The organism is Desulfobotulus pelophilus (assembly GCF_026155325.1).
GTDB classification, from domain to species: Bacteria; Desulfobacterota; Desulfobacteria; order Desulfobacterales; family ASO4-4; genus Desulfobotulus; species Desulfobotulus pelophilus.
The window spans coordinates 14,803-37,190 of record NZ_JAPFPW010000004.1 but is presented as its reverse complement, the minus strand read 5'-3'; the positions used below and the strand labels follow the sequence as shown (position 1 = coordinate 37,190).

General features: G+C 52.8%; 24 protein-coding genes. 16 read left to right on the top strand and 8 right to left on the bottom strand.

Annotated features, from left to right (window positions below; translation table 11 throughout):
* The first annotated feature begins 20 nt into the window (after positions 1-20).
* From OOT00_RS04950 to OOT00_RS04925, 6 genes are all read left to right on the top strand, one after another.
* Positions 21-917, top strand: a complete 897-nt coding sequence (locus OOT00_RS04950; protein ID WP_265424203.1) for an alpha/beta fold hydrolase — start codon at positions 21-23, stop codon at positions 915-917.
* Between the two features lie 152 nt (positions 918-1,069).
* Complete coding sequence (locus tag OOT00_RS04945) at positions 1,070-1,738, top strand: hypothetical protein (protein WP_265424202.1); 669 nt, start codon at positions 1,070-1,072, stop codon at positions 1,736-1,738.
* A 33-nt stretch (positions 1,739-1,771) separates the two neighbouring features.
* On the top strand, positions 1,772-3,430 hold the full coding sequence (locus OOT00_RS04940; protein WP_265424201.1) for a fatty acid CoA ligase family protein: 1,659 nt from the start codon (positions 1,772-1,774) through the stop codon (positions 3,428-3,430).
* Positions 3,431-3,739: 309 nt separating this feature from the next.
* Positions 3,740-3,940 carry a hypothetical protein gene (locus tag OOT00_RS04935; protein ID WP_368407577.1) on the top strand — a complete coding sequence of 67 codons (201 nt, stop codon included), beginning with the start codon at positions 3,740-3,742 and terminating at the stop codon, positions 3,938-3,940.
* Positions 3,941-4,043: 103 nt separating this feature from the next.
* Positions 4,044-5,042, top strand: a complete 999-nt coding sequence (locus OOT00_RS04930; protein WP_265424199.1) for an NAD-dependent epimerase/dehydratase family protein — start codon at positions 4,044-4,046, stop codon at positions 5,040-5,042.
* On the top strand, positions 5,039-5,326 hold the full coding sequence (locus OOT00_RS04925; protein ID WP_265424198.1) for a hypothetical protein: 288 nt from the start codon (positions 5,039-5,041) through the stop codon (positions 5,324-5,326). The genes OOT00_RS04930 and OOT00_RS04925 overlap by 4 nt, the downstream gene beginning before the upstream one ends.
* 108 nt (positions 5,327-5,434) lie before the next feature.
* Here OOT00_RS04925 and OOT00_RS04920 read toward each other — a convergent pair whose 3' ends face one another.
* The 4 genes from OOT00_RS04920 to OOT00_RS04905 all read right to left on the bottom strand — a co-directional run bounded on the left by OOT00_RS04920 (position 5,435) and on the right by OOT00_RS04905 (position 9,049).
* Entirely contained in the window at positions 5,435-7,036 is a 1,602-nt protein-coding gene (locus OOT00_RS04920) for a hypothetical protein (RefSeq protein WP_265424197.1), read from the bottom strand.
* A gap of 235 nt (positions 7,037-7,271) precedes the next feature.
* Positions 7,272-7,820 carry a hypothetical protein gene (locus OOT00_RS04915; protein ID WP_265424196.1) on the bottom strand — a complete coding sequence of 183 codons (549 nt, stop codon included), beginning with the start codon at positions 7,818-7,820 and terminating at the stop codon, positions 7,272-7,274.
* Positions 7,821-7,937: 117 nt separating this feature from the next.
* The gene (locus tag OOT00_RS04910) at positions 7,938-8,522 is read right to left on the bottom strand and encodes a hypothetical protein (protein WP_265424195.1); all 585 of its coding nucleotides are present in this window, start codon (positions 8,520-8,522) and stop codon (positions 7,938-7,940) included.
* A gap of 56 nt (positions 8,523-8,578) precedes the next feature.
* The gene (locus OOT00_RS04905; RefSeq protein ID WP_265424194.1) at positions 8,579-9,049 is read right to left on the bottom strand and encodes a cytochrome P450 family protein; all 471 of its coding nucleotides are present in this window, start codon (positions 9,047-9,049) and stop codon (positions 8,579-8,581) included.
* Positions 9,050-9,359: 310 nt separating this feature from the next.
* Here OOT00_RS04905 and OOT00_RS04900 point away from each other — a divergent pair, with 310 nt between their 5' ends.
* The 6 genes from OOT00_RS04900 (at position 9,360) to OOT00_RS04875 (ending at position 15,945) form a co-directional block, all read left to right on the top strand.
* Complete coding sequence (locus OOT00_RS04900) at positions 9,360-10,367, top strand: alpha-hydroxy-acid oxidizing protein (RefSeq protein WP_265424193.1); 1,008 nt, start codon at positions 9,360-9,362, stop codon at positions 10,365-10,367.
* Positions 10,368-10,659: 292 nt separating this feature from the next.
* Positions 10,660-11,451 (top strand): exodeoxyribonuclease III, encoded by a 792-nt coding sequence (locus tag OOT00_RS04895; protein ID WP_265424192.1) that lies wholly within the window; start codon positions 10,660-10,662, stop codon positions 11,449-11,451.
* Between the two features lie 57 nt (positions 11,452-11,508).
* Positions 11,509-12,471, top strand: a complete 963-nt coding sequence (locus OOT00_RS04890) for an ATP-dependent zinc protease family protein (RefSeq protein ID WP_265424191.1) — start codon at positions 11,509-11,511, stop codon at positions 12,469-12,471.
* Positions 12,471-13,982 carry a UUP1 family membrane protein gene (locus OOT00_RS04885; RefSeq protein ID WP_265424190.1) on the top strand — a complete coding sequence of 504 codons (1,512 nt, stop codon included), beginning with the start codon at positions 12,471-12,473 and terminating at the stop codon, positions 13,980-13,982. Before OOT00_RS04890 ends, OOT00_RS04885 begins: the two co-directional genes overlap by 1 nt.
* A complete protein-coding gene (locus OOT00_RS04880) occupies positions 13,979-14,944 on the top strand; it encodes an alpha-L-glutamate ligase-like protein (protein WP_265424189.1) in 966 nt (321 codons plus the stop codon). The genes OOT00_RS04885 and OOT00_RS04880 overlap by 4 nt, the downstream gene beginning before the upstream one ends.
* The gene (locus OOT00_RS04875) at positions 14,941-15,945 is read left to right on the top strand and encodes a bile acid:sodium symporter family protein (protein WP_265424188.1); all 1,005 of its coding nucleotides are present in this window, start codon (positions 14,941-14,943) and stop codon (positions 15,943-15,945) included. The genes OOT00_RS04880 and OOT00_RS04875 overlap by 4 nt, the downstream gene beginning before the upstream one ends.
* On the opposite strand, the gene OOT00_RS04870 is transcribed toward OOT00_RS04875, so the two are convergent.
* From OOT00_RS04870 to truA, 4 genes are all read right to left on the bottom strand, one after another.
* Positions 15,896-16,588 (bottom strand): DUF554 domain-containing protein, encoded by a 693-nt coding sequence (locus tag OOT00_RS04870; protein WP_265424187.1) that lies wholly within the window; start codon positions 16,586-16,588, stop codon positions 15,896-15,898. The genes OOT00_RS04875 and OOT00_RS04870 overlap by 50 nt on opposite strands.
* Positions 16,589-16,716: 128 nt before the next feature.
* Positions 16,717-16,905, bottom strand: coding sequence for a DUF362 domain-containing protein (locus OOT00_RS04865; RefSeq protein ID WP_265424186.1), 189 nt, complete (start codon positions 16,903-16,905; stop codon positions 16,717-16,719).
* A 198-nt stretch (positions 16,906-17,103) separates the two neighbouring features.
* Positions 17,104-17,796: a hypothetical protein gene (locus OOT00_RS04860; RefSeq protein ID WP_265424185.1), complete on the bottom strand. Its 693-nt coding sequence runs from the start codon at positions 17,794-17,796 to the stop codon at positions 17,104-17,106.
* Entirely contained in the window at positions 17,760-18,635 is an 876-nt protein-coding gene (gene truA / locus OOT00_RS04855) for a tRNA pseudouridine(38-40) synthase TruA (RefSeq protein WP_265424184.1), read from the bottom strand. The genes OOT00_RS04860 and truA overlap by 37 nt, the downstream gene beginning before the upstream one ends.
* 341 nt (positions 18,636-18,976) lie before the next feature.
* On the opposite strand from truA, the gene argJ reads away from it, so the two are divergent.
* From argJ to OOT00_RS04835, 4 genes are all read left to right on the top strand, one after another.
* Positions 18,977-20,158: a bifunctional glutamate N-acetyltransferase/amino-acid acetyltransferase ArgJ gene (gene argJ / locus OOT00_RS04850; RefSeq protein WP_303649859.1), complete on the top strand. Its 1,182-nt coding sequence runs from the start codon at positions 18,977-18,979 to the stop codon at positions 20,156-20,158.
* On the top strand, positions 20,139-20,891 hold the full coding sequence (locus tag OOT00_RS04845; protein WP_265424183.1) for a pseudouridine synthase: 753 nt from the start codon (positions 20,139-20,141) through the stop codon (positions 20,889-20,891). Before argJ ends, OOT00_RS04845 begins: the two co-directional genes overlap by 20 nt.
* Positions 20,892-21,008: 117 nt before the next feature.
* Positions 21,009-21,488 carry an SH3 domain-containing protein gene (locus OOT00_RS04840; RefSeq protein ID WP_265424182.1) on the top strand — a complete coding sequence of 160 codons (480 nt, stop codon included), beginning with the start codon at positions 21,009-21,011 and terminating at the stop codon, positions 21,486-21,488.
* Complete coding sequence (locus OOT00_RS04835) at positions 21,485-22,384, top strand: M48 family metalloprotease (protein ID WP_265424181.1); 900 nt, start codon at positions 21,485-21,487, stop codon at positions 22,382-22,384. The genes OOT00_RS04840 and OOT00_RS04835 overlap by 4 nt, the downstream gene beginning before the upstream one ends.
* Positions 22,385-22,388 lie beyond the last annotated feature (4 nt).

Below are 22,388 nucleotides of genomic sequence, written 5' to 3'. Positions count from 1 at the left end.
TCTGATAAAAGGATCTGTCCATGCAGACAATGTCCCATGAACTCAAAAGAATCTATCCCTTCCGGTCCCGGGCCGTCTCTGTCAACGGATTTTCCATGCATTACATTGATGAAGGCAGCGGGCCCGTTGTCCTCTGCCTGCACGGTAATCCCACATGGAGTTTCTATTACAGACATGTGGTGCAAACCCTCTCTCCGATGTACCGGGTACTGGTACCGGACCACATCGGCATGGGTCTTTCCGATAAACCCCATCCGGAAGATCATGAGCACTCTCTTATGCAGCGGGTACGGGACACGGAAACGTTTCTGGATGCCGTAGCTCCGGAAGAACCCGTTCACCTCATTGTTCACGACTGGGGCGGCATGATCGGCACCCTTCTGGCCCTGCGCAGACCGGAACGGATCAAAAGTTTTGTCATCACCAATACGGCAGGATTCCTGCAACCGGCAGAAAAACAGCTTCCCCTTCGCATCCGGCTTGCCAGAGATGTCCGCCCCCTTGCCGTCCCTGCCATTCTGGGCATGAATCTTTTTTCCAAATGCGCCCTGCTCTTCTGTTCCGTAAGAAAACTTTCTTCTACCGTTCAGGAAGGCTATCTTTTCCCCTATCGCCGTCCTGTGCACCGCCGAGCCCAGCTGGCCTTTGTACAGGATATTCCCCTCACTCCCGGCGACCGGAGTTATGAAGCCGTTGCCTGGGCAGAAAAAAATCTTTCCATCCTCACCCCTCTGCCCAAAATCATTCTATGGGGAGAAAAAGACTTTGTTTTTGACACGGACTACCGGGACCGCTGGCAGCATTGTTTCCCGGATGCAGCCTGCCACAGTTTTCCCAATGCCGGTCATTATCTTTTTGAAGATGAGAGGGAACGCTGCATGATCCTGCTGCGTGCCTTTCTGGAGCAAAAAAACTGACCGGGAAAGGCTCCCTCTGCTTTCATACAATCCGTACAGTTCATCCGGAATGACAGGATGCCATTTGAAACGAAAAAGAATTCAGGGTACACTTATCCCATCTTCTGAATAAGTTTCTGCCACTGCGCACCGGACAGTAAAAAGGGAATCCATTGGAAAAAAAAGAAAAAGTCCCTACAAAGTCGGCCCATAAAAAAAAAGGCAGAAAAAACGAGCCGGAACCACCGCCACCTCCGCCCCCACCACCCAGATCACGAAAAAAAATTCTTCTGGTGGCGGTTCTGGCAGGCATGGCGGCCATTGCCGGAGCCTTTGCCCTTCTCTCTTTTCTCCAACCGGAAAAGGAAGAAAAAGCTCCCGTTTATCCTGCCCACATCATGGAGCACCTTGCCTTTGAAGATGCCTTTCTTTTCTTCATCTGGGAGCATATTCCGCAAAGCTATGAAGCCCTGAGGGGACTCAATGCGGAACTGGCTCTCATCGGAAAGGAAATGAATAGAATTGAAGCCATCGCCCAGCGCTTTCCCGACCAGAGGCGCATTCCCCAGTCAGAAATGCGGGAATGGGAAAGCCTCCGCCGGGAAGTGGAAACAAGCATATCCCGTGCAGGTACCGCTCTTCAGGCCCTGTATGTCACCCGTCTTGTCAATGCCGAAAAAGGCCGCGATGCCATCCGGACCGAAGCAGATGCCATCTCTTCCGACCTCCGGACAACTCTTGCCCTTTCCCGCAGCCAGACCATACGACTGGATCCTGACCCCTTCGCTCCCCGACCTTCCATGGCCCAGCGCGTGCTCAGCCGGATGCCATGGATGAAATAAATTCTTACGACACGAAACCGGTAAGGTTGAACCATGGAAAATGCCAACATAGCCAATCTCCTCACAAAAAATGCGGAAAAAACACCCTGGAAGCGGGCTGTAGTCATGCCATCAGGCAAAGACTCCCTCGGACGGATCCGAACGACCCAGCTCACCTTTGCCCAGCTGGAAGCCTTAAGTACGAAAGTGGCTGCCGGACTGCAGGCCAGAGGGATTGTTTCCGGGACCCGAACCGTACTCATGGTTCCACCGGGCATGGATTTTTTCATCCTCACCTTTGCCCTTTTCAAAACCGGTGCCGTCCCCGTGGTAGTGGACCCGGGCATGGGTCTGAACCGCATGGCAGACTGCCTTGCCTCCACCCGGGCCGAAGCTCTGGTTGGGATTCCCAAGGCCCATCTTTTCCGCAGCCTCTTCCCCAGAGCTTTTTCCGGGATCCGCTATAAAGTCTGTACCCGATCCCTTCCCCTTCCCGGCATAACCCCCTTACAGAAACTGCTCCAAACAGATCCAACGGGATTTGAAACAGCCCTTCGTGAACCGGAAGATACGGCTGCCATCCTGTTCACCACAGGAAGTACGGGACCGGCCAAAGGCGTGGTCTACAGCCATGGTACCTTTCATGCCCAGATTCAGGCCATACGGGATCATTTTCAGATAGAGGAAGACGACCGGGATCTTCCCACCTTTCCCCTTTTCGCCCTTTTTGATCCGGCACTTGGCATGACAGCTTTCATACCGGAAATGGACCCAACAAAACCGGGCAAGGCGAACCCGCGGCCCATACTGGAAGCCATCGCCCACCACGGCATCACCACCATGTTCTGCTCTCCTGCCCTTCTGGATCGTCTGGGCCGTTACGGAAGCCGGGAAGGAATCCGCCTGCCCAGCCTCAAAAGGGTAGTTTCTGCAGGAGCGCCGGTGAGGCCGGATATTCTGCAATCCTTTGTACCGGTAACGGGCAATCCGGCCATCATACACACACCCTACGGAGCAACGGAAGCCGTACCCCTTATGAGCATCCATGCCGGAGAAATTCTGTCCGAAACCCGGTCTTTTACGGATCAGGGCATGGGGATCTGTGTGGGACGCCCCCTGAAAGGGGTGGACATATCCATCATACGCATCAGTGATGAGCCCATAGACACCATGGACGACGCCGAAGAACTACCCGAAGGTGAGATAGGAGAGATCATAGCCAGAGGTCCCATGGTGACATCCGGCTACTTCGACAATCCAGAAGCGAACAAACTGTCAAAGATCAAGGACGGAAAAGGCTTCTGGCATCGTATGGGGGATCTGGCATGGAAGGATAACTCCGGTAGATTCTGGTTCTGTGGCAGAAAATCCCACAGAGTATGCACAAAAGAAGGTGAACTCTATACCCTTCCCTGTGAGGCCATTTTCAATACCCATAAACGAGTCCGGCGGAGTGCTCTGGTGGGCATCGGCCCAGACAGGGCACAAACACCGGTTATTATCATAGAAAGCCCCGATAAAATAAGTAAAGAAGAAAGAAGCGAACTCCGCAGCGAACTGCTGCAGCTGGCAGGCGCCTTTGACCATACATCGGGCATCCGCCAGCTTCTCTTCCATCGGGAATTCCCCGTGGATATCCGCCACAATGCCAAAATCTACAGGGAAAAGCTGGCCGTATGGGCACAGAAAAAAATGGCCGGAGCAATCAAATGAGCCGGATCTTCCCCATGGCGAAAGCCATGGGAATATAAAGCGGCTTTCGCTGAACCTCCCCATGACTAAAGCCAGGGGCCTTACGGCGACTTTCGGTACACACGCCTGAAAATCTTACGGGATGAGTTTGTAACAGAAAATGGCTACACAGGATGCCTTTGTAGCCGCTCACATCCCTATTCACAAAAAAAGCATCTCTTTTCTGCCCATGCTCACACCTGAAATGTGGAAAGATCCAGCCCCAAAGGCAGAACAGATCTTGAGTTTGTTGGCAAATTCACTGAGTGTTGTACGGGCATCCGCAGGGTCATGGCATTCAAGTATTTTCCCATCGCGGCCTTTCAAAAAATCCTTACCTATAGTAAAAATTTTACCCTGATTCCTAAAGACACGGAGCAGATGGCAGGCTATGTGGAAGGGCTGAAAAAGGAATACCCGGAGGCAAAGATTTCACAGCATGTGATTTCTTGTTTCGGTAATAAAGGGTTCCGGGTATTTGATATGGACTGATATTTGAAGCCATAGAGAATCTGTCAACAACCAGAAAAACTTCCATCCACGCTCCTCTTCCTGTGGGAGGAGATGAAATGTGTTTCAAAATTACGGAGAATACGTGGAAAAGAACAAAGCACTGGTAACGGGCGGCAACGGCTTTCTTGGTTCAGCCATCACCCGAAAACTCCTTGATACCGGATGGAACGTCCGGATTCTGGCCAGAGGACAGACAGGTATACCGGGAAAAAAGGAAAACCTTTCCTGGATTCAGGCAGATATCCGGGACAAAGAGCAGGTCATGCAGGCGGTCAAAGGCGTTGAAACCGTCTTTCATACGGCAGCTCTGGCCGGTGTCTGGGGGCCGGAAGAAAATTACCGCAGCATCAATGTGGAAGGAACGGAAAATGTCCTTACCGCATGCAGATCCGAAGGCTGTCGCCTCATCCACAGCAGCTCGCCTTCGGTAATCTTTGACGGTAGTGACATGGAAGGAGTGGGTGCAGGACATCCCTACCCGGAGACCTACGGTGCCGCCTATCCGAAAACCAAGGCGGAAGCGGAAAAAAATGTAAGCAAAGCCGCAGGAGAGGGGCTTTCCTGCATCATACTGAGACCCCACCTGATCTGGGGACCGGGTGACAACCACCTTGTACCGAGAATCCTTGCCCGCTCAAAAAAACTGGCCCGCATCGGCAGCAGAAATCCCCTCATTGATACCGTCTATATTGATAACGCAGCCCACGCCCACATCCTTGCGGATACGGCCCTTGCCGCCAGGCCTGAACTTTCCGGTAAAATTTATTTTGTTTCCGATAAAGATCCCGTTCCCCTCTGGGACATGGTGGATGCCATCCTTGCCGCCGGAGGAAAACCTCCCGTATCAAGGCAGGTACCCCTGAAACTTGCCAGGGGATTGGCAATTTTCCTTGAAAAATTCTATACTTTCTTCCATCTTCCCGGCGAACCCATGCTAACGGACTTCACCGTTAAAGAACTCAGCACAGCCCACTGGTTTGACATTGAAGATCTCTGCCGGGACACGGGTTATGCACCTCTGGTTTCCAGAAAAGAAGGCCTTAACCAGCTTGAGCACTATCTGAAAGGAAATTCATTATGAAAAAGAAAAAAACCTTGTTTCTTTCCTTTGTCCTGACTGTTGCCATGGCCTTTCCCCTTGCCCTCTCTTCTCCTGCCGCATCTTCCCATGCGTTGACGGAAGGAGAAAGCCTGCTCCAGAACCGGTGCACTTCCTGCCATGGGGCAAGCAAAATTACCCGTTCAAAAAAGGACAGAAACGGATGGGAACGAACGGTGAGACGGATGGAACAAAAAGGGGTAATGCTTACGGACAATGAACGCAACAACCTCATCCATTACCTTGCAGAAACCTACGGGAACTAGAGCCGTATTTGCCTGTGAAAGGAAAGGGCAGGCCCAAGCCCACACCCGAATGAAAAAGGCACAGCCGTTCAACCTCTGTGCCTTCCCTTTTACACGGAAGGGCCAGACTTAAAAACCCATGTGGTAAGCAACTTTTGTTACGTGTTCACGAACGGGCAGTCCCTTTTTATTTTCAAACTCCCGCATACCCGCCGAAAAACGGATGGCCCTGGCCCGATTTCCACCGGGGTGGTAATGTCCCCTCAGTTCATAGGAACGATATTCACTGTCTTCCGCATGATCCACGTAAACCCGGCGTGTGGAGGCACCCAGACCAGCCGACCAGTGTTTGCCCGCCTCATACCCCAAATCCAAGCGCCCGCCCAAGGCTGTCTCTCCGCCTTCTTCCTTATCCATAAAATTGGCATCCAGCCGCAGGGTTGAACGCCAGACGTGATCATTGGCCAGTTCTCTGTCCAGCCCGTACAGTCCCATCAGTGTATGGATCTGCTGCTCCTTTGAACGGTCAGAACCTGCCTTGATATCCGTAACCGTCCACCCAAGCCCATACTTCCAGCCAGACTCTGTTTTGTATTCGTTCCGAATCTCCCCCATACGAAGATCCTGATCTCTGCCCCGTCCCCGGCTCTGTTTATGGCGTGTACTCAACAAAATCTTTCCCTGACTCATCCATCCCGGCTGCCAGTGCAGATCCAGTGTTCCGTCATTCACCTCAAAGGTTTCGGAAAGCTCCCTATTCAGATTGTCATGGTAGGTTTGAAAAAGAAATCTTGCCTTCAGGGCAGGCGAAATGGTGAGGCTGGTATCACTTTCCAACCGCTCTCTGTCCCGTACGGCCGATCCCGCCGGAGAAATAAAATCCGGCTCAATTCTTTCATACAACAGGTTGACATTCAGCGTCTGGGGAACCGGAACGGTGAGCAGACGAATTCTGACAGCACCGGATTCACGGAGTTTACCGGTTTCCCGTGTGTCTTCAGAAGAACGGCTGAAGGCACCTTCTCCCCGTGTTCTCAGGTAATTATTGAATCGCCAGTCCCACTGAACGCCTGTTGTCAAAGCCTTGACAGGCACAGTTTCTTTTTTAGGATCCAGGGGAATAGCATCCGCATTCAGTGAATCCCGCACACCGGATGCGGAAAAAGCAATCTCCTGACCTCCTCCCAGCATCAGTCTCGTCTCCAGACCAGCCAGATAACGATCCACAGGATCCGGGTCTTTTGACCCATACAGGTCATCCCAATGGTCTTTATCCACACCAGCAATACTGCTCAGGCGCCATCCATATTCCCGGTGGCGACCGTATTCCAGCTTGGCTCCCTTTACGGAAGCGGACAGAACCATGGGATTATAGGCAGCCGCCACATCTCCGATCTCTATATGCGCCTCTCCCTTCCGGGCAAAGCCATTGATATAGAGTAAACGAAAATCCTCATCATCTATCTGGCTGTCATTGGTACTTCTTCCTCTGAAACGGAACCCACGACTGCCATCCATTTTTTCCCGGACTGCTGAAAGGGATATTTCCTGAAAAAAATAACTGCCGGAAGAATGATCCGCATCGGGGTCATTGGAATCGCGCCATTGGAAACCGGTCTCAGAGCTACCGCTGATATGCCAATCGGAAGAAGGCTCCTTTTCCATGGCTGCCCATGCTGGCAGGAAACAGAAGCTGCCGATCAGCATCACCATCACTGAGATGGGTCCCATGGCTGACATAGCGGCTCCTTTCTGCCCTCAGGCCGTTGTGCGGATTCCTTACCCATACCTGCCGAAATGATGCCCCATTGGGAATGGAAGTTCACAGTTACAAAACTTGCGCCTCCCTTTACTCAGACATCCGGCCTGATCATGGTCTCACAACAGCCGGGAAGTCTGCACAGCATGGCAGGATCGGGGGAGAAGAAAATGTGCTGAACAAAAACAAAGGATTTGATAAAATTGTTTAAGGGAAAGAGGGCCCTGCCTCCTGACCCGGAATTTTCGGCAAACTATCTTCCCATTCAGGAAGGCTGGATCCAAAAAGACCGTTTCCGGCCAGTTCCACAAGAAAATACTGCCCGTCACGCTCTTCAAAAAGGAAACGGGAATATCCCCGGACGGTCTGAACTCCCCCGCTGCCCAACAACTCAAAACGTTTTTCCCACCGAACAAAAAGAAAATGGCGTGTATGGTCCGACACCACACGCTCCGGCCAGTAATCCACATGGTGAATCATATACTGCCGGGAATCACTCTGAAGGGCATCCCGGAAAATCGAAGGACTCTGACGAAAATGGGCTTCGGAAACCAGCCCGAAAAACTCTGAAACGGAACCGGCACGATAAGCTGCCACAAGCTGTCCCAGAACAGCTTCCACTTCCATGGTTACCCGCACATGGTCTTTCGCAGGGATCGTGTCCGGTGGCTCCTCCACGGAGGCTGCCGTCACTCCACCTCCAACAGCCATGACAGACAGACAGACAATAATCCGCAGAACATTTTTCCCGGTCATATCGCCTCCCAAAGGGACATCACCTTCAAATCATACACCATTCCCAATCTCCTGTCCCTACAAACCGGCCGGGTTACCCATAGGTTCCTCCCCTATCCTGCCTGCCATCCGGAACGTTCAGGTAAAACAGGTCGCCATAAGGCGTTTCAGATGGGAATGAAGCTCTCTTCGCTGAGAAAATGACAGGAAAGGAATATGTGCCCTGACTTCGCGCAGCGTTGCCGCCAACACAGCTTTTTTCTGAACGGGATGGTCAATCCAGTTTCCGCTTTCAGGGTGCTGCATCTCCACAGTTTCCCAGAGGGCGGCTGGAATCGGGTTGAAACAGACCCGCCACTGCCGTGTATCCGCTCCGCAGTCTTCGGCAAAACGGGAAAGTATCCGGAGGTGACGGTTAGAAATTTTGCTGATTCGTTTATATTGCTCCCAGGTGAACAATCTGGCCCCAGAAGCAATACGGATGCGCCCCAGCCCCCCTTCAGCCCTGCGAATCTCCTCCCGGCTGCGCCGCACAACCCTGCCATCGGGCAGCGCATGAATACAGGCAGCACTGGGTTCCCAGTCTTCACGGACAGAACACCAGACCACGGCTTTTTCCATGGAATGGGAAAAGGAAGGGGATGTCCGGATGCAAGCTGCCTGCAGGATATCCCCGAGGGCTTTTCCCGTAGTGTAATGATATACGGCTTCCGGATTCATCATGGCAGCTCCTTATGGTCTACGGACAGGGGCAAAGACTCTTTTTGATTATCGGACATTCAGGAACTCTTCTGCAGAAATTTACGGGCAAACTTCAAAAAAGCCTTTGGCTCAGAAAGCTCTTTCACCTCAGCCATCAGCCCCATCTTCATGAGGTTATCCAGAGGCCTGTTAATGGCAGAACCGGAGGCCTTTCCCGTATCTATCAGTGTAAATAACAGCTTCTGCCGCTGCCGGAGAGCCATGGTTACGGCATGGAGAATCTCTTGATCTCCCTTAAGGGCTTCGGCCGCCTTTCGGACTTTTCCACTGTTTTCTTCCAGAAAACGAACCCCGTCACTGCTTGCCGGAGGCAGTGAAAAAAGCCGGTTGGTAACGGCAGCGGCCATCAGCCCAGCCCTTTCCCTGTCCATCTCCTCCCCGTAACGTTCCGCCAGCCTCCTGTATATACCATGCTTAACCTGGTCAAAGGCCTTGTCCATACTTCTGTACAGCTGTTTTTTCGTAAAGATCAGCACGTTTCGTCCCATATTCCCAAAGGTTGCTGTCCATCCTCTGCCCACCTGATTTTGTTCTCCGTCAGGAGGAATAGAGAACTCTGATTTCCTTATACCTTCCCTATCCCTTGTAACCGAAAAGCCCTCCTGCCTCAAGCAGGTATCCTGTTCTGCACAAAGAATAGGATCCGGAGAGACTCCACATCTCTTTCATGAGAATTTGATTTTTATGCACAGCAGTGATAGCAGATATTGGCCAGAAAGTGCAGGGTAACATCAACAGATATCCTGTCTGATGTTTTCCCCTAAACTCCCATTCATATCATCGGCAAGGAGGCTCTCCATGAAAAGTATACGGGATACGGCACGGGAAAGGATGACCGGCTACTGCCGGGTCTGCCCCATCTGCAACGGCAAAAACTGCGCTTCCGGCGTTCCGGGGATGGGAGGTATTGGTACGGGTGAAGCCTTCCGTGCCAATGGTGAAGCCCTTGCTGACATCCGGCTCAACATGCGCCTTATCCACGATATTACAGAACCGGATACCCGGACAGAACTCTTTGGGGCAACCCTGGATTTCCCTTTGCTGGCAGCACCCATTGGCGGGGTTTCCTATAATATGGGAGGTGCCGTTTCCGAAGCGGCGTACATCCATGCCATTGTGGATGGTTGTTGTAAGGAAGGCCTCATCGGGTGTACAGGCGATGGCGTGCCGCCGGAAATATCCCAGTGTGGATTTCAGGCCATTGAGGCCGCCAAGGGCCAGGCCATACCCTTTATTAAACCATGGGAAGACAAAGAGCTTTTTGAAAAACTGGACAGAGCTCTGGCATGCAATCCGATGGCCATCGGAATGGACATTGATGCCGCAGGCCTCATTACCCTGAGACTGCAGGGCCGGCCCGTTTCCCCCAAATCCATTTCAAAGCTCAGGGAAATCAGAAAGTATATCCAGAGGCCCTTTATCCTGAAAGGCATCATGACAGGGGATCAGGCGGAACTGGCCATGGATGCCGGGGCCGATGCCATTGTGGTTTCCAACCATGGCGGTCGGGTGCTGGATATGACGCCCGGCACGGCGGATGTTCTTCCTGAAATTGTTGAAACCGTAAACGGAAAAATCCGGGTACTGGTGGATGGCGGCATTCGCAGTGGCGTAGATATACTGAAAATGCTGGCTCTGGGAGCCGATGCCGTGCTCATCGGAAGACCCTTTTCCATTGCAGCCTGTGGCGGAGAAACCGAAGGCGTCTCTGCCTATATCCGGCAGCTGCGTACCGAACTGAAACAGGCCATGGTGATGACTGGCTGTGCCAGTATTGCCGACGTGGATGAGTCCATCCTGTACTGAAACCGGAAACGAAGAAAATGAGTAGCCGAAGGTGTTTCTCTGCCGGAAAAGCAATTATTCAGCATGTTTTATTATAGAAATTTACCTTTTAATTTTAGCGTCTTGATTCTGGCATAAGTCAGCCGGGCTGTTTGTGAGTAATGGTACCATATGTTTCGGACATAAAGCCCTGCGAATAGGATTCGTGCCACAAGCAAATGGCCCGGCTGTCTGTGCACTTGATTCAAGGCTTTTGAGCTATTAAAAAAAATTGTGCTGAACAGGTACTCAGGAAATAACATAAGGAGAAACAGTGGGACGCACATTCCGCATTGTATCCTGGAACGTGAACGGCCTTCGGGCCATCTGGAAAAAAGATTTTGAAGCATCTGTCAAAACCCTTGATGCAGACATCCTCATGTTGCAGGAAACCAAGTTGCAGGAAGATCAGAGAAGCGCAGAAATGCTTCAGATGACCGGTTATCCCCATCAGACATGGAGCTATGCCCGGACAAAAAAAGGCTATTCCGGTGTCATGACCTACTCCCGTATTGCGCCCATGGCCACATCTTCGGATATAGGAGTACCTGAATTTGATGATGAAGGCCGTGTCAACCAGCTGGATTTTGACCATTTCACCCTCTTCAATGTTTATTTTCCCAACGGACAGATGAACGAGGAACGTCTTGACTACAAGCTACGCTTCTATGAAGCCTTTTTCTTTCATGCGGACCAGCTGCGCAAGCAAGGCCGTCCTGTCATTGTATGCGGAGATTATAATACTGCCCACAATGACATTGACCTGAAACATCCCAAAGCCAATGCGGATCGTTCCGGATTCCTGCCCATTGAACGGGACTGGCTGGACCGTATCATGGCCAACGGATGGACGGATACCTTCCGGCATCTTTACCCCGAAACCGTGAAGTATTCATGGTGGTCCTACCGCTCCAATGCCCGAAGGAGCAATGCGGGTTGGCGCATTGACCTTTGCCTTATCTCACAGAATATCGTAGAAAATGGCTGGCTGAAAAATGCTTTCATTGACAATGATATCATGGGATCGGACCACTGCCCCGTGGGGCTCATACTGGAAATCCCCTGACAATCCGGGCATCAAGCCAATACGATTCACAGCAATACCCATACAAAAGGTTGGTTTATGGTATATTTTCTGTCCGGCTCCTTCCGTACATACAGCTCTCTGCTGCCCGTACCCTCGCTCTCCCAGAAGAAAAAAGCCTGCCCTGACAAGGACCGCAGGAATACCCATACAACCACGGCAATACACGGGGGCGCATGCCTGTTACTGCTCCTTTTTCTTTTCTCCGGCTGTACCTCCGGCAGCATGCTGATACGGGAAGCCGATCTTGACCGGGTAGACCGGCGTCTGTCTGATCAGGCACTCATGAGCAGCCACATGCTGGAACTGCAGAACCGAAACAATGATCTGCTTACCAGCCTTCTGCAGATAGCCCGAACACAACAGGGCTGTAGCGAATTTATCCCCCTCACTCTGGAAATCCTTGAAAAACAGGCAAGAACTAACCGCCTGCTGGAAAACCTGCCCGCCAGGCTGAACGCCGCAAAGGCCTGCGATACTCCAGAAGAAAAAAAAACGGCCATACTGCCGCCACCTCGTACAACGGAAACCCTGCCAACACAAAAAATAATCGTTGGTGCTCAGGAAAGAGTGCGGATTACCCCTCCGGGCTTCGTTTTTCCGGCCCGTATGGATACAGGAGCGGAAACGGCTTCTCTGGATGCCAGAAACATTGAGCGTTTTGAACGGGACGGAGACCGCTGGGTCCGCTTTGAAATGCCCCATCCTGAAACCGGTGAAATGATTCCCATGGAACAGAAACTCCTGCGCAAAGCCCGCATACTCCAGTCCAGCACGGATGAAAGCGAACGACGGGCTGTTATCGAGCTTTCCCTTACCATAGGAGAAACCACCCAGCTTGCGGAATTCACCCTTACGGACCGCAGCCACTTAAGCTTTCCCATACTCATTGGACGCAATATTCTGAAAGATGTCATGGTGGTGGATGTGGGCATCTCCAACGCCATCCCCCTGACAGAGCGCCCCGTTGAATCCACATCAAACAAAACGGATACTCCCTGATGCACCGAGTCAGCCTTTACTGGATTGTCGGCCTTCTTATCCTGACAGGCCTCAGCCTTGCATGGCTCCGCCACAACCAGATGCAGATTCCCTTTAAACCCGGCAGCGATACCGGTGTCTGGCTCATTGAGGCCCGCGTGAGCTTTACGGCCTCCCAGCGCCCCGTACTGGCCAGCCTGAGCATTCCCAAAATGCCACCCGGATTCCGGATTTTCAACGAACAGGCCGCATCTCCGGGGTATGGTTTCTCCATTGTGGGCCAGGAAGAAAACCGAAGGGCAGAATGGTCCCGCCGTACGGCTGAGGGCAGCCAGACGCTGTACTATAAAATCCAGCTCACCCGCCATCCGGAAAAAACGGGAAAACTCCATGATCCTCCAGCGTCCCCCGATACCGTTTACTGGCAGCCTCCCGAAGCAACGGCCGCCCTCGCTATCATTGAAACAGCCGGTGCCACATCCAGCACACCGGAAAGCCTTACCCGGGAGATCATAAAAATTCTTACCACCAGTGAAAAGGAACAGAACGCAGCCCTCCTGCTCACAGAATACAGGCAGGAAATCCTTCTGACCCGCCTTCTGGCAGAAGCAGGAATCCCCAGCCGTGTGGTGCAGGGTATTTTTCTGGAAGACGGCAGAAGAAATCAGAGCCTTGTTCCCATGGTTGAAGTCTTTACCGGAAATCAGTGGATTCTGTTCAATCCTGTAACGGGCCAGCAGGGCGTACCGGAAAATTTTCTTGTATGGCACAGGGGCGGCCCGTCACTGCTGGATCTTTCCGGCGGCAGTTCAGCAAGGGTCAGTTTCTCCATGATTTTTCAAAGTATTCCGGCCCTTGAAATGGCCAGAATCCAATCCAGCAGTAATGGTTTTTCCTTTTTAAGCATGCACCACCTGCCCCTGGATCAACAGGGTATTTTCAAGCTGCTGCTCCTGATTCCCATGGGTGCTCTGGTGGTCACTTTCATGCGTATTATTATTGGCGTACGCACATCCGGCACCTTCATGCCCGTACTCATCGGCATGGCCTTTCTCCAGACATCGCTGGTACCGGGGCTCATCTATTTTCTGGCCATTGTGGGAACCGGCCTGCTTCTCAGAAGCTATCTTTCTTATCTGAACCTTCTTCTGGTAGCCCGCATTGCCACCATTGTCATCATTGTCATCACCCTCATCACCCTGGCCAGTCTTATGGCCATCCGCCTCGGTTTCCACACGGGCATGCCTGTCACTGCCTTTCCACTTATCATCATTGCCTGGACCATTGAACGCATGTCCATTCTCTGGGAAGAAGAAGGCATGCGGGAAGTGATGGTACAGGGAACGGGCAGTCTTGTGGTGGCACTCTGCGCCTATGCCTTCATGCGTCAACCCATCATTGCCCATTTAAGCTTTAATTTTCCGGAACTCAATCTGATCATAGCCGCCCTGATCCTCCTGCTGGGTCAGTACACCGGCTACAGGCTCTTTGAACTGCACCGTTTTGCGGCCATGAAAGACCGGACACCATGAGCTGGATTTCACCCTTTACTTTAAAAGGCATGGGTATTTTAGGCATGAACCGCCGTAATCATGCTTTTGTAGCCCGATACAATCCCCGTTGCCACTACCCCCTTGTGGACAACAAACTCAAAACCAAGCAGCTTGCCAGTGCCTACGGTGTACCCACGCCCACCCTGCGCTTCATCGTCAGTGCCCAGCATGAAGTCAGGCATGTAAATAAACAGCTTCAGAACGGTGAGGGTTTTGCTATCAAACCCGCCAAAGGGTCCGGTGGGAAAGGAATTCTTGTCATCTCCGGAAGCCGTGGTAACAGCTTTATCAAATCTTCCGGAAGACGTCTCGATGAACGGGATATACAAAGACATATTTCCAATATTCTTGCAGGTCTCTACTCCCTCGGTGGCACACCAGATACGGCTCTGATCGAAGACATCATTCAGATGGATCCCCTGTTTGAAGGATACTCCCATCAGGGAATTCCCGATATTCGTGTGATTGTTTTTCAGGGCTATCCTGTCATGGCCATGCTTCGACTGGCCACAGAAGCTTCCGACGGCAAGGCCAACCTGCATCAGGGAGCTGTGGGGGTCGGTCTGGATATGGCCACAGGCAAAGGGTTAAGAGCCCTGCAGTTCGGAAAGCCCGTATTGCTGCACCCCGACACAAGAAAACCGCTGGACTCCATCACAATACCTGACTGGAAACATCTGCTTACCCTTGCCAGCCGGTGCTATGAAATGACAGGGCTGGGCTATATTGGCGCGGATATTGTGCTCGACAGAAATCGTGGACCTTTAATGCTGGAACTCAACGCCAGACCCGGCCTTGCCATTCAAATGACCAACGGAGAAGGCCTTCTGCAACGCCTTACAGCCATTGAAACCCTGACCTGCAACAACCGAAACATTGATGAAAGGGTTAGCTGGGCCATGGAGTCTTTCGGAAAAACAAAGGGAACAACTCTGCCATGAACGGACATATGCTGACCCTGTCTGCGGTACGTCCTCCCCTCTTCTGGGCTGCCCTTTTCCCGTGGACAGCCCTGCTCCTCTCTCTTGCTGCTTTTTTTTCCCCGAACCTCTTCATCCCCGGGAAAAAGCTTGTAGTTCCCATGCTGGGCCTTATTATGCTAACCATGGGAATGACCCTTCAAATCTCAGATTTTCTGGAAGCATGGAAAAATAAAAAAATTATTCTTACAGGAACCGCTCTTCAGTTTCTTGTCATGCCCTCAGCGGCCTATGCCATTAGTCTGGCCTTTCAGCAGCCTCCTGAAATTCTGCTGGGCATGGTGCTTGTGGGTGCCAGTGCGGGAGGGACAGCCTCCAACGTCATCGCCTATCTTGCCGGAGGGCATGTGGCCCTTTCCGTCAGCATGACGGCATTTTCGACCATAGCCGCCATCATTCTCATGCCATGGCTCACCGAACTTTTTGCCGGTACCGACACCACCGTTCCTGTTCTGTCGATGGTGCGTTCCCTTCTTATCATCGTGCTTCTCCCCATTGCCACAGGCATGACCTTACGAAAATACCTCCCTTTGCTCACGCAAAAAACAGTTCCGCTGATCCCGCCCTTTTCCATGCTGCTCATATCCATCATTATTGCCATTATCATTGCCCTGAACAGCCAGCGGATAGCAGAAGCGGGAACAATTATTTATTTTATGGTCTTTTTGCATAATGCCATCGGTATGGGACTCGGATACATGATCCCAGCCCTCATGGGATATCATACTACCATCAGCCGGACCGTATCCATTGAAGTCGGAATGCAAAATTCAGGTCTGAGCGTGGCCATGGCCATGCAGCACTTCACAGCCCTTGCCGCTTTACCCGGTGCCATCTTCAGCATATGGCACAACATCAGCGGATCTTTCATGGCCGCTCTCTGGCGATGGCAGGATACGAAACAGGAACGAATTATCCGGCAAGAAGAGATAGGGCATAAAAAAGAATTGGTACAAAAATAGCCGGCAGCATATTACCCAGCCGGATGCGGGTAATCCCCATCAGGTTCAGGCCGATGGCGAAAATAAGAAGTCCGCCGGTACCGGACATATGATCAATCACCTCCGGAACAAGAAGGGGCTTAATGGCCACCGCAGCCAGCGTAATCCCCCCCTGATACACCAGTACTGCCAGAGCCGACAACAGCACGCCTGCGCCCATGGAGGCTGCAAAAATAACAGACGCCACACCATCCAGCGCGGATTTGGCAAAAAGCGTCTGGTGATTGCCCGTCAGGCCACTTTCCAGAGAACCGACGATGGCCATGGAGCCCACGCAGAAGATAAGGCTTGTGGTTACAAAAGCCTGGGCCAGACTACCCTCACTGCCTCTGCCCGCAAATCTCTTTTCCAGCATCGTTCCCAGTCCGGCCAGCCTCTCTTCTATCCTCAGCCACTCTCCTGCAAGGGTACCCAGCACAAGGCTTCCTATCATGATCAGAATGGCATCGCAGGCAAGGGCCGTCTTCAGCCCGATGAGCATCACGGCCAGAGCCAGTGCCTGCATAACAGTCTGCTTATATCGTTCAGCAATGCCTTTGCCGAACAAAAGCCCCAGAAGGCCTCCTGCACAGATCGCCGCAACGTTAACAAGGGTTCCCAACATACAGACTGTTCTCTTCCTGGAATAAGGGCTTTTGCCTGAAACCGCTCCGAAAGCAGAAGCATAAAAAGGGTGAAAACCGATTGCCGGCTTCACCCTTTTACCTGACCGTACATACCGGAGCAGAACGGCTACAGGCCGTTCACTATAATGGCGCCGGGCTCACACACCTCAATGCAGGACTCGCAGCCAAGGCACTCATCCGCATTGACAACCTCTGATTTACCATCTTTCATTTCGAATACGTCCACAGGACAAACATCCACGCACTCTTCACATCCAACACACTTGTCCTGATCTACAACGGGTTCATAAGACATTGCTGTTCTCCTTCAAATATTGATCTGAATCCATCCGGGGATATCCCCACCATTTTCTTCAGGGCAGTTACAGGCCCTGAAAATATTGTCTCCCGCCGGTCCTTGTCCTCGGACCTTTCTTCGGGGTACAGCGAAACGGCATCCGTGTCAACAGATCTTGCAATAAAAATTACCCTGCTCGTAAAACAAGCCCTGTCATCAGGGCCATGGATGGAGTTCCGCACCAATGAGACGCAGCACACCGGACAGCCCATGACCCGTCACCCACGGGCTGATTCCGATCATCAGAAGGCAGGCCGCACCAAAAATCATACAGAACCAGTCACCGGTGGACCATGCATCCCTCCAGCTCCGTCCGGTCTCAGCTGAAACGAATGGCGCATCTGGCTGGCTAAGACTTTCAGCACATTCGGCTTCCCCTTCCGTCTTTGGGCTGGCCGTCTTGCGGAGCAGGACCCGCAACACCTGAGCAAGATCATCAAGGGAAAGCAACATGGCGCGGAGAGCCTTTTCCCACACAAGAAAACGAGCTCCGCCTTTGGCACCCTGAACACCAGCCCGGGTTGCGGCACCGATACCTGCCATACCCATAATAATTTCCATATAGACGCCCAGGGCCAGAGCAAAGAGAATCAGGCTGATATCAAGCTTCAACGCCCATGCAACACGACTCAGAATCACCCCGGACTGAGCACAGGCATCCTCAGACCGCTGACATATCCATTCAAGGGTTCCATGAAGACCCACCACTACAACCAGCCAAAACAGGCTGATACAGACACTCAATATTACAGCAAGCCCCAGGTAACAAAGAATAAAAGACCACCGCTCATCATGGGTCAAAATCCACTGTTTCAGTGTTGGTCTCTGCCGCAGCTCCACGCTCTGCATCTCCCTTTACCTCCCATATCAACACCCGGTGGCTGACGCACCCCCATGGCCGGCTCCCTGAAATCATCAGAAAAATCATAGTGGACGGCTTTCAGATAAAGCCCCTGAGGAGGTGCCGTAATACCGGCAAGGTGACGGCTTTTCCCTGCAAGAATCTCCGGTATACTCTCCTCCCTGATTTTACCCATACCCACCTGAACCAGCGTGCCCACCAGATTTCTCACCATGTAACGCAGAAACCCATTGGCCGTAACCTCAAAGGCAAAAACTCCTGGATTGGCCGGTTCGTCATCAAAGGCCGCATGAAAGAGAGTCCGCACCGTGCTGCTTCGCGGGCTTCCCGCACCTTCAAAACTTTTAAAATCATGGGTTCCCGTAAGAAGGGCCGCTGCCCGGTCCATGGCTGATCGGTTCAGAGGCTGCCACACATGCCACACATGGGTACGCCCCAGAGCCGACCTTAGGGCACGGTTCAGAATTCGGTAACGGTAGGTTTTAGCCCTTGCTCCGAAGCGGGCATGAAAGGCTGGCCCGACTTCCATGCAATTATGAATTACGATCCCAGGAGGCAGCAGGCAGTTCAGCGCCTTTTTCAAAAGAACCCCATTCATCCGGGTGTCCATGTCAAAATGAGCAACCTGAGCCAGTGCATGCACCCCTGCATCCGTCCTGCCGGAGCCATGAACATCCACATGGCTGGCGGCAATGAGAGAAAGGGCCTTTTCCAGCTCTCCCTGTACGGTTAGCAGGACCGGCTGTCGCTGCCATCCGTGAAAACTGCATCCGTCATACTCCATAACAATCCTGAACCGGCGCACCAATCTTTCCTTTCCTCTCATCCATCACGCTCTCCATCTAGAGGCGGTCCACCGGGATCCGGGCAAGACGTTCCTCCATGGCATCATCCATCAGCTCCCGGACAAGGGTATCCGGGCAGACAGCGCCGCACGCCGTGCAGCGAAAAATAAGCTCGCGTCAACTCCGCCGCTCACGAATGCGTCCTTTGTGACACACAGGACATACCAGAAGCGTTTCCATCCATCCCCCTGTCTTCAAAAAGTTTATACAAACGCGCGCATTATGCCTTGATCCCCTGAAAAGATAAAGTACAATGGGGCTTTGTCTTTGTGGGAATCCTTCTCCCTTTTTTTAAAGAAAACTTTTTTCAGGACTACACCCTATGACATCCATGTATTGCAAGGGCTTTCGTGCCGGTGCCGTCTGCGCCGGGATCAAACACAAAGACAGGCCGGATCTGGCCATGCTGGCTTGTGATCATCCTGCGGCAGCAGCAGCGGTTTTCACCCGAAATCAGGTCACGGCGGCCCCCGTACGCATCAGCCGTGATCACATCCGATCCGGCCGATGCCAGGCCCTGATTGTCAATTCCGGCAATGCCAACTGTGCCACAGGCCGTCAGGGTATGGAAAATGCCAAAGCCATGGCAGAAGCCGCAGCCTTTGCTCTGGGAACAGATCCGGAGCTGATACAGGTGGCTTCCACGGGTGTCATCGGCCAGCAGCTCCCCATGGACCGGATTCTTCCCGCCGTACCCAAACTGGCTTCCTCCCTCCGAAACGACGGGCTTGAAGATCTGGCCCATGCCATCATGACAACAGACCTTGTCAGGAAAACAGCCTCCCAAACCCTGATACTGCCATCCGGCGAAGTTACGGTCTGCGGAGTAGCCAAAGGCTCTGGCATGATCTGTCCGGATATGGCAACCATGCTGAGTTTCATCATGACCGACGCAGACCTGAATCCGGCTGCTCTCTCCCGACTCCTCACAGAAGCTGTCAACCGAAGTTTCAACCGCATTACTGTGGATGGGGACACCAGCACCAATGATACTGTGCTGCTCATGGCCTCGGGCGCCTCCGGTGTCCGCATCAGGGAAAACGATGAAAAACTCTTTGCCGATGCTCTCAATCAGATTTGCATGGATCTTGCCACACAGGTAGTTCTGGATGGTGAGGGAGCCACCAAGCTGGTTCGGATAGAGGTTACCGGTGCGGCAACCAGCGAAGACGCCCTGAAAGCAGCTGAAACCGTTGCCAACTCACCCCTTGTGAAAACGGCCCTTTTCGGTGAGGATGCCAACTGGGGACGTCTGGCCATGGCTGTTGGCCGCTCCGGTGCAAAGCTCGACCCCGACCGTATCACCCTCTCCTTTGACAATGCCCTGCTGGTAAAAGACGGCATCTGGCTCGGACCCGAAGCGGAGGCAAAGGCATCCTCGGTGATGAAACAAAAAAAATTCACCATCCTCATTGATCTCGGAGTCGGAGAAGGTCAGGACTTCATGCTGACCTGTGATTTTTCCTATGACTATGTGCGTATCAATGCAGACTACCGCTCCTGAAAAAGACCCTCCCGCTCAGGGAGGAACAAGACTTCAGAAATTTCTGGCAGACGCCGGGGTCTGCTCCCGGCGGGAGGCAGAGCGCCGGATTCATGCCGGACGGGTAGAGGTCAACGGAAGGGTTGTCCGGGAAATGGGTACCCGTGTAGACCCGGGGGATAGCGTCCGGATGGACGGCAGAGCCGTGGGAGGGGGGGAAAGAATGACGTATATCATCCTGAACAAACCTGCTGGCGTGGTAAGCTCCTGCAAACACCCCGGTGAAAAGGTGGTTACCGATCTCGTAAAACTGCCCCAGCGAATTTTCCCCGTGGGCCGCCTGGATAAGGATTCAACCGGACTTGTCCTGCTTACCAACGACGGTCCCCTGCACCATTGCCTTTCCCATCCTTCCTTTGACCATGAAAAAGAGTATGTGGTGCATACAACCCCCGTTCTCAGTGATCGTGCCCTTGCCCTCATGGCAAAAGGCATAATCATTGAGGGGAAAAAAACCAGGCCGGCCCGGGTTTTTCGGGAAAAGCAGAATGGATTCCGCATCATCCTGAAAGAAGGCCGTAACCGCCAGATCCGCAAAATGGTGGCAGCCTGTGACGCGAAAGTTCTGCAGCTGCACCGCATCCGTCTGGCCTTTCTGGAGCTGCAACACCTCATGCCGGGAGAGTGGCGCCATCTCACATCTTCGGAGGTGAAACAGCTTCTGTCCCTACAGCTCCCTGTCCGGGCATCATGAACAGGCACCTGCGGGACGTACTTTAGCACCTGCCGATTACCGGCACCGGTGCGAATCAGAATTCCGCTCAGGCCCCGGGCGGAAAGCCACACCAACTTTTCCTTTCAGGAGACAGACATGAGAATCTCTCCCTTAATTATCCTCGCCTGCCTGCTGCTGGCCCTTAGCGGTGTATCGGCAGCAGGCCTACAGGTTCAGGTACGCAGCACTCCCCTGCGGGAAATGCCCTCCTTTCTCGCAGGATCCATCAGGGACATCCCGTACGGGCAGACCGTTGAAGAGCTGTCAAGGCAAGGTGACTGGCGCAGGGTACAGGTTACGGGTACACGGACAATAGGGTGGGTTCATGCCTCCGCCCTGACGGAACGAAAAATTGAACTTGCCGCAGGCCAGGCCCTGTCCGGCCAGGTCAGTGCAGATGAACTCGCCCTTGCAGGTAAAGGATTCAGCCCCGAAGTGGAAGCCGCTTTCCGGGCTGAAAATCAGGAGCTGAACTATACCTGGATCAACCGAATGGAAACCTTCCGGACAGATCCAAAAGAATCTCTGGATTTCCTTAGCCAAGGAGGCATTTATCCTCCCGGAGGTGCCCGATGAAACAGATCCTTTGTCTGATTCTGTGCCTGACCATGGCAGGTTGCCAAACCATGGGGGCTGTATCTGAGGTTGGGACCACCCTTGGTGTAGCCTCCGGAACCATTACAGAGTCCCAGGCTGCTGCCATCAAACGCAGTACCGCCGCCCTTGCCAAAAGCTTTGAGGATATTACACCCGAGCAGGAATACTATATCGGCCGAAGTGTGGGAGCTGTGGTGCTTTCTTCCTATAACGCATGGGAAAACAAGGAGGCTACCAATTACCTCAATCTTCTGGGCCAGACTCTGGCCCGCTTCGCCTCCAAACCCGAGGTCTATAAAGGATACTCCTTTCTTATCCTGGACTCCGATGAAATCAACGCCTTTGCCGCTCCGGGAGGCTTTATCTTCATCACCCGGGGTATGCTCCGCCTCTGCAGCAATGAAACCGAACTTGCCGCCGTTCTGGCCCATGAAATTGCCCATGTTTCTGAAAAACACGGGCTCAAGGCCATCCGCAAATCCCGTCTTACCACGGCCCTTACCACCATTGCCGTGGAAGGAGCCGGCGCCTTTGCAGGAGGGCACCTGGCTGAGCTCACGGAAGCATTTGGAGGCTCCATCAGCGACATTACGGGCACACTGATGAACAGGGGCTATTCCAGAGCTTTTGAACGCGAGGCGGATCAGGAGGCCGTGGCCATACTCCGAGCCTGCGGATATGATCCTTCCGGACTTCCCAACATGCTTGCCGCCATGGGAAAAAGACTCAAACCCGGTGCACCGGATTTTGCCAGTACCCATCCGTCTCCGGAAAGCCGCATTCAGGATCTTCAGCAAATGGGCGTTTATGGGAAAAACATTACGGTACACTCAGTCCGTCAAGCCCGTTTTCACAAAGCACTGCATGCCGTATAATTCA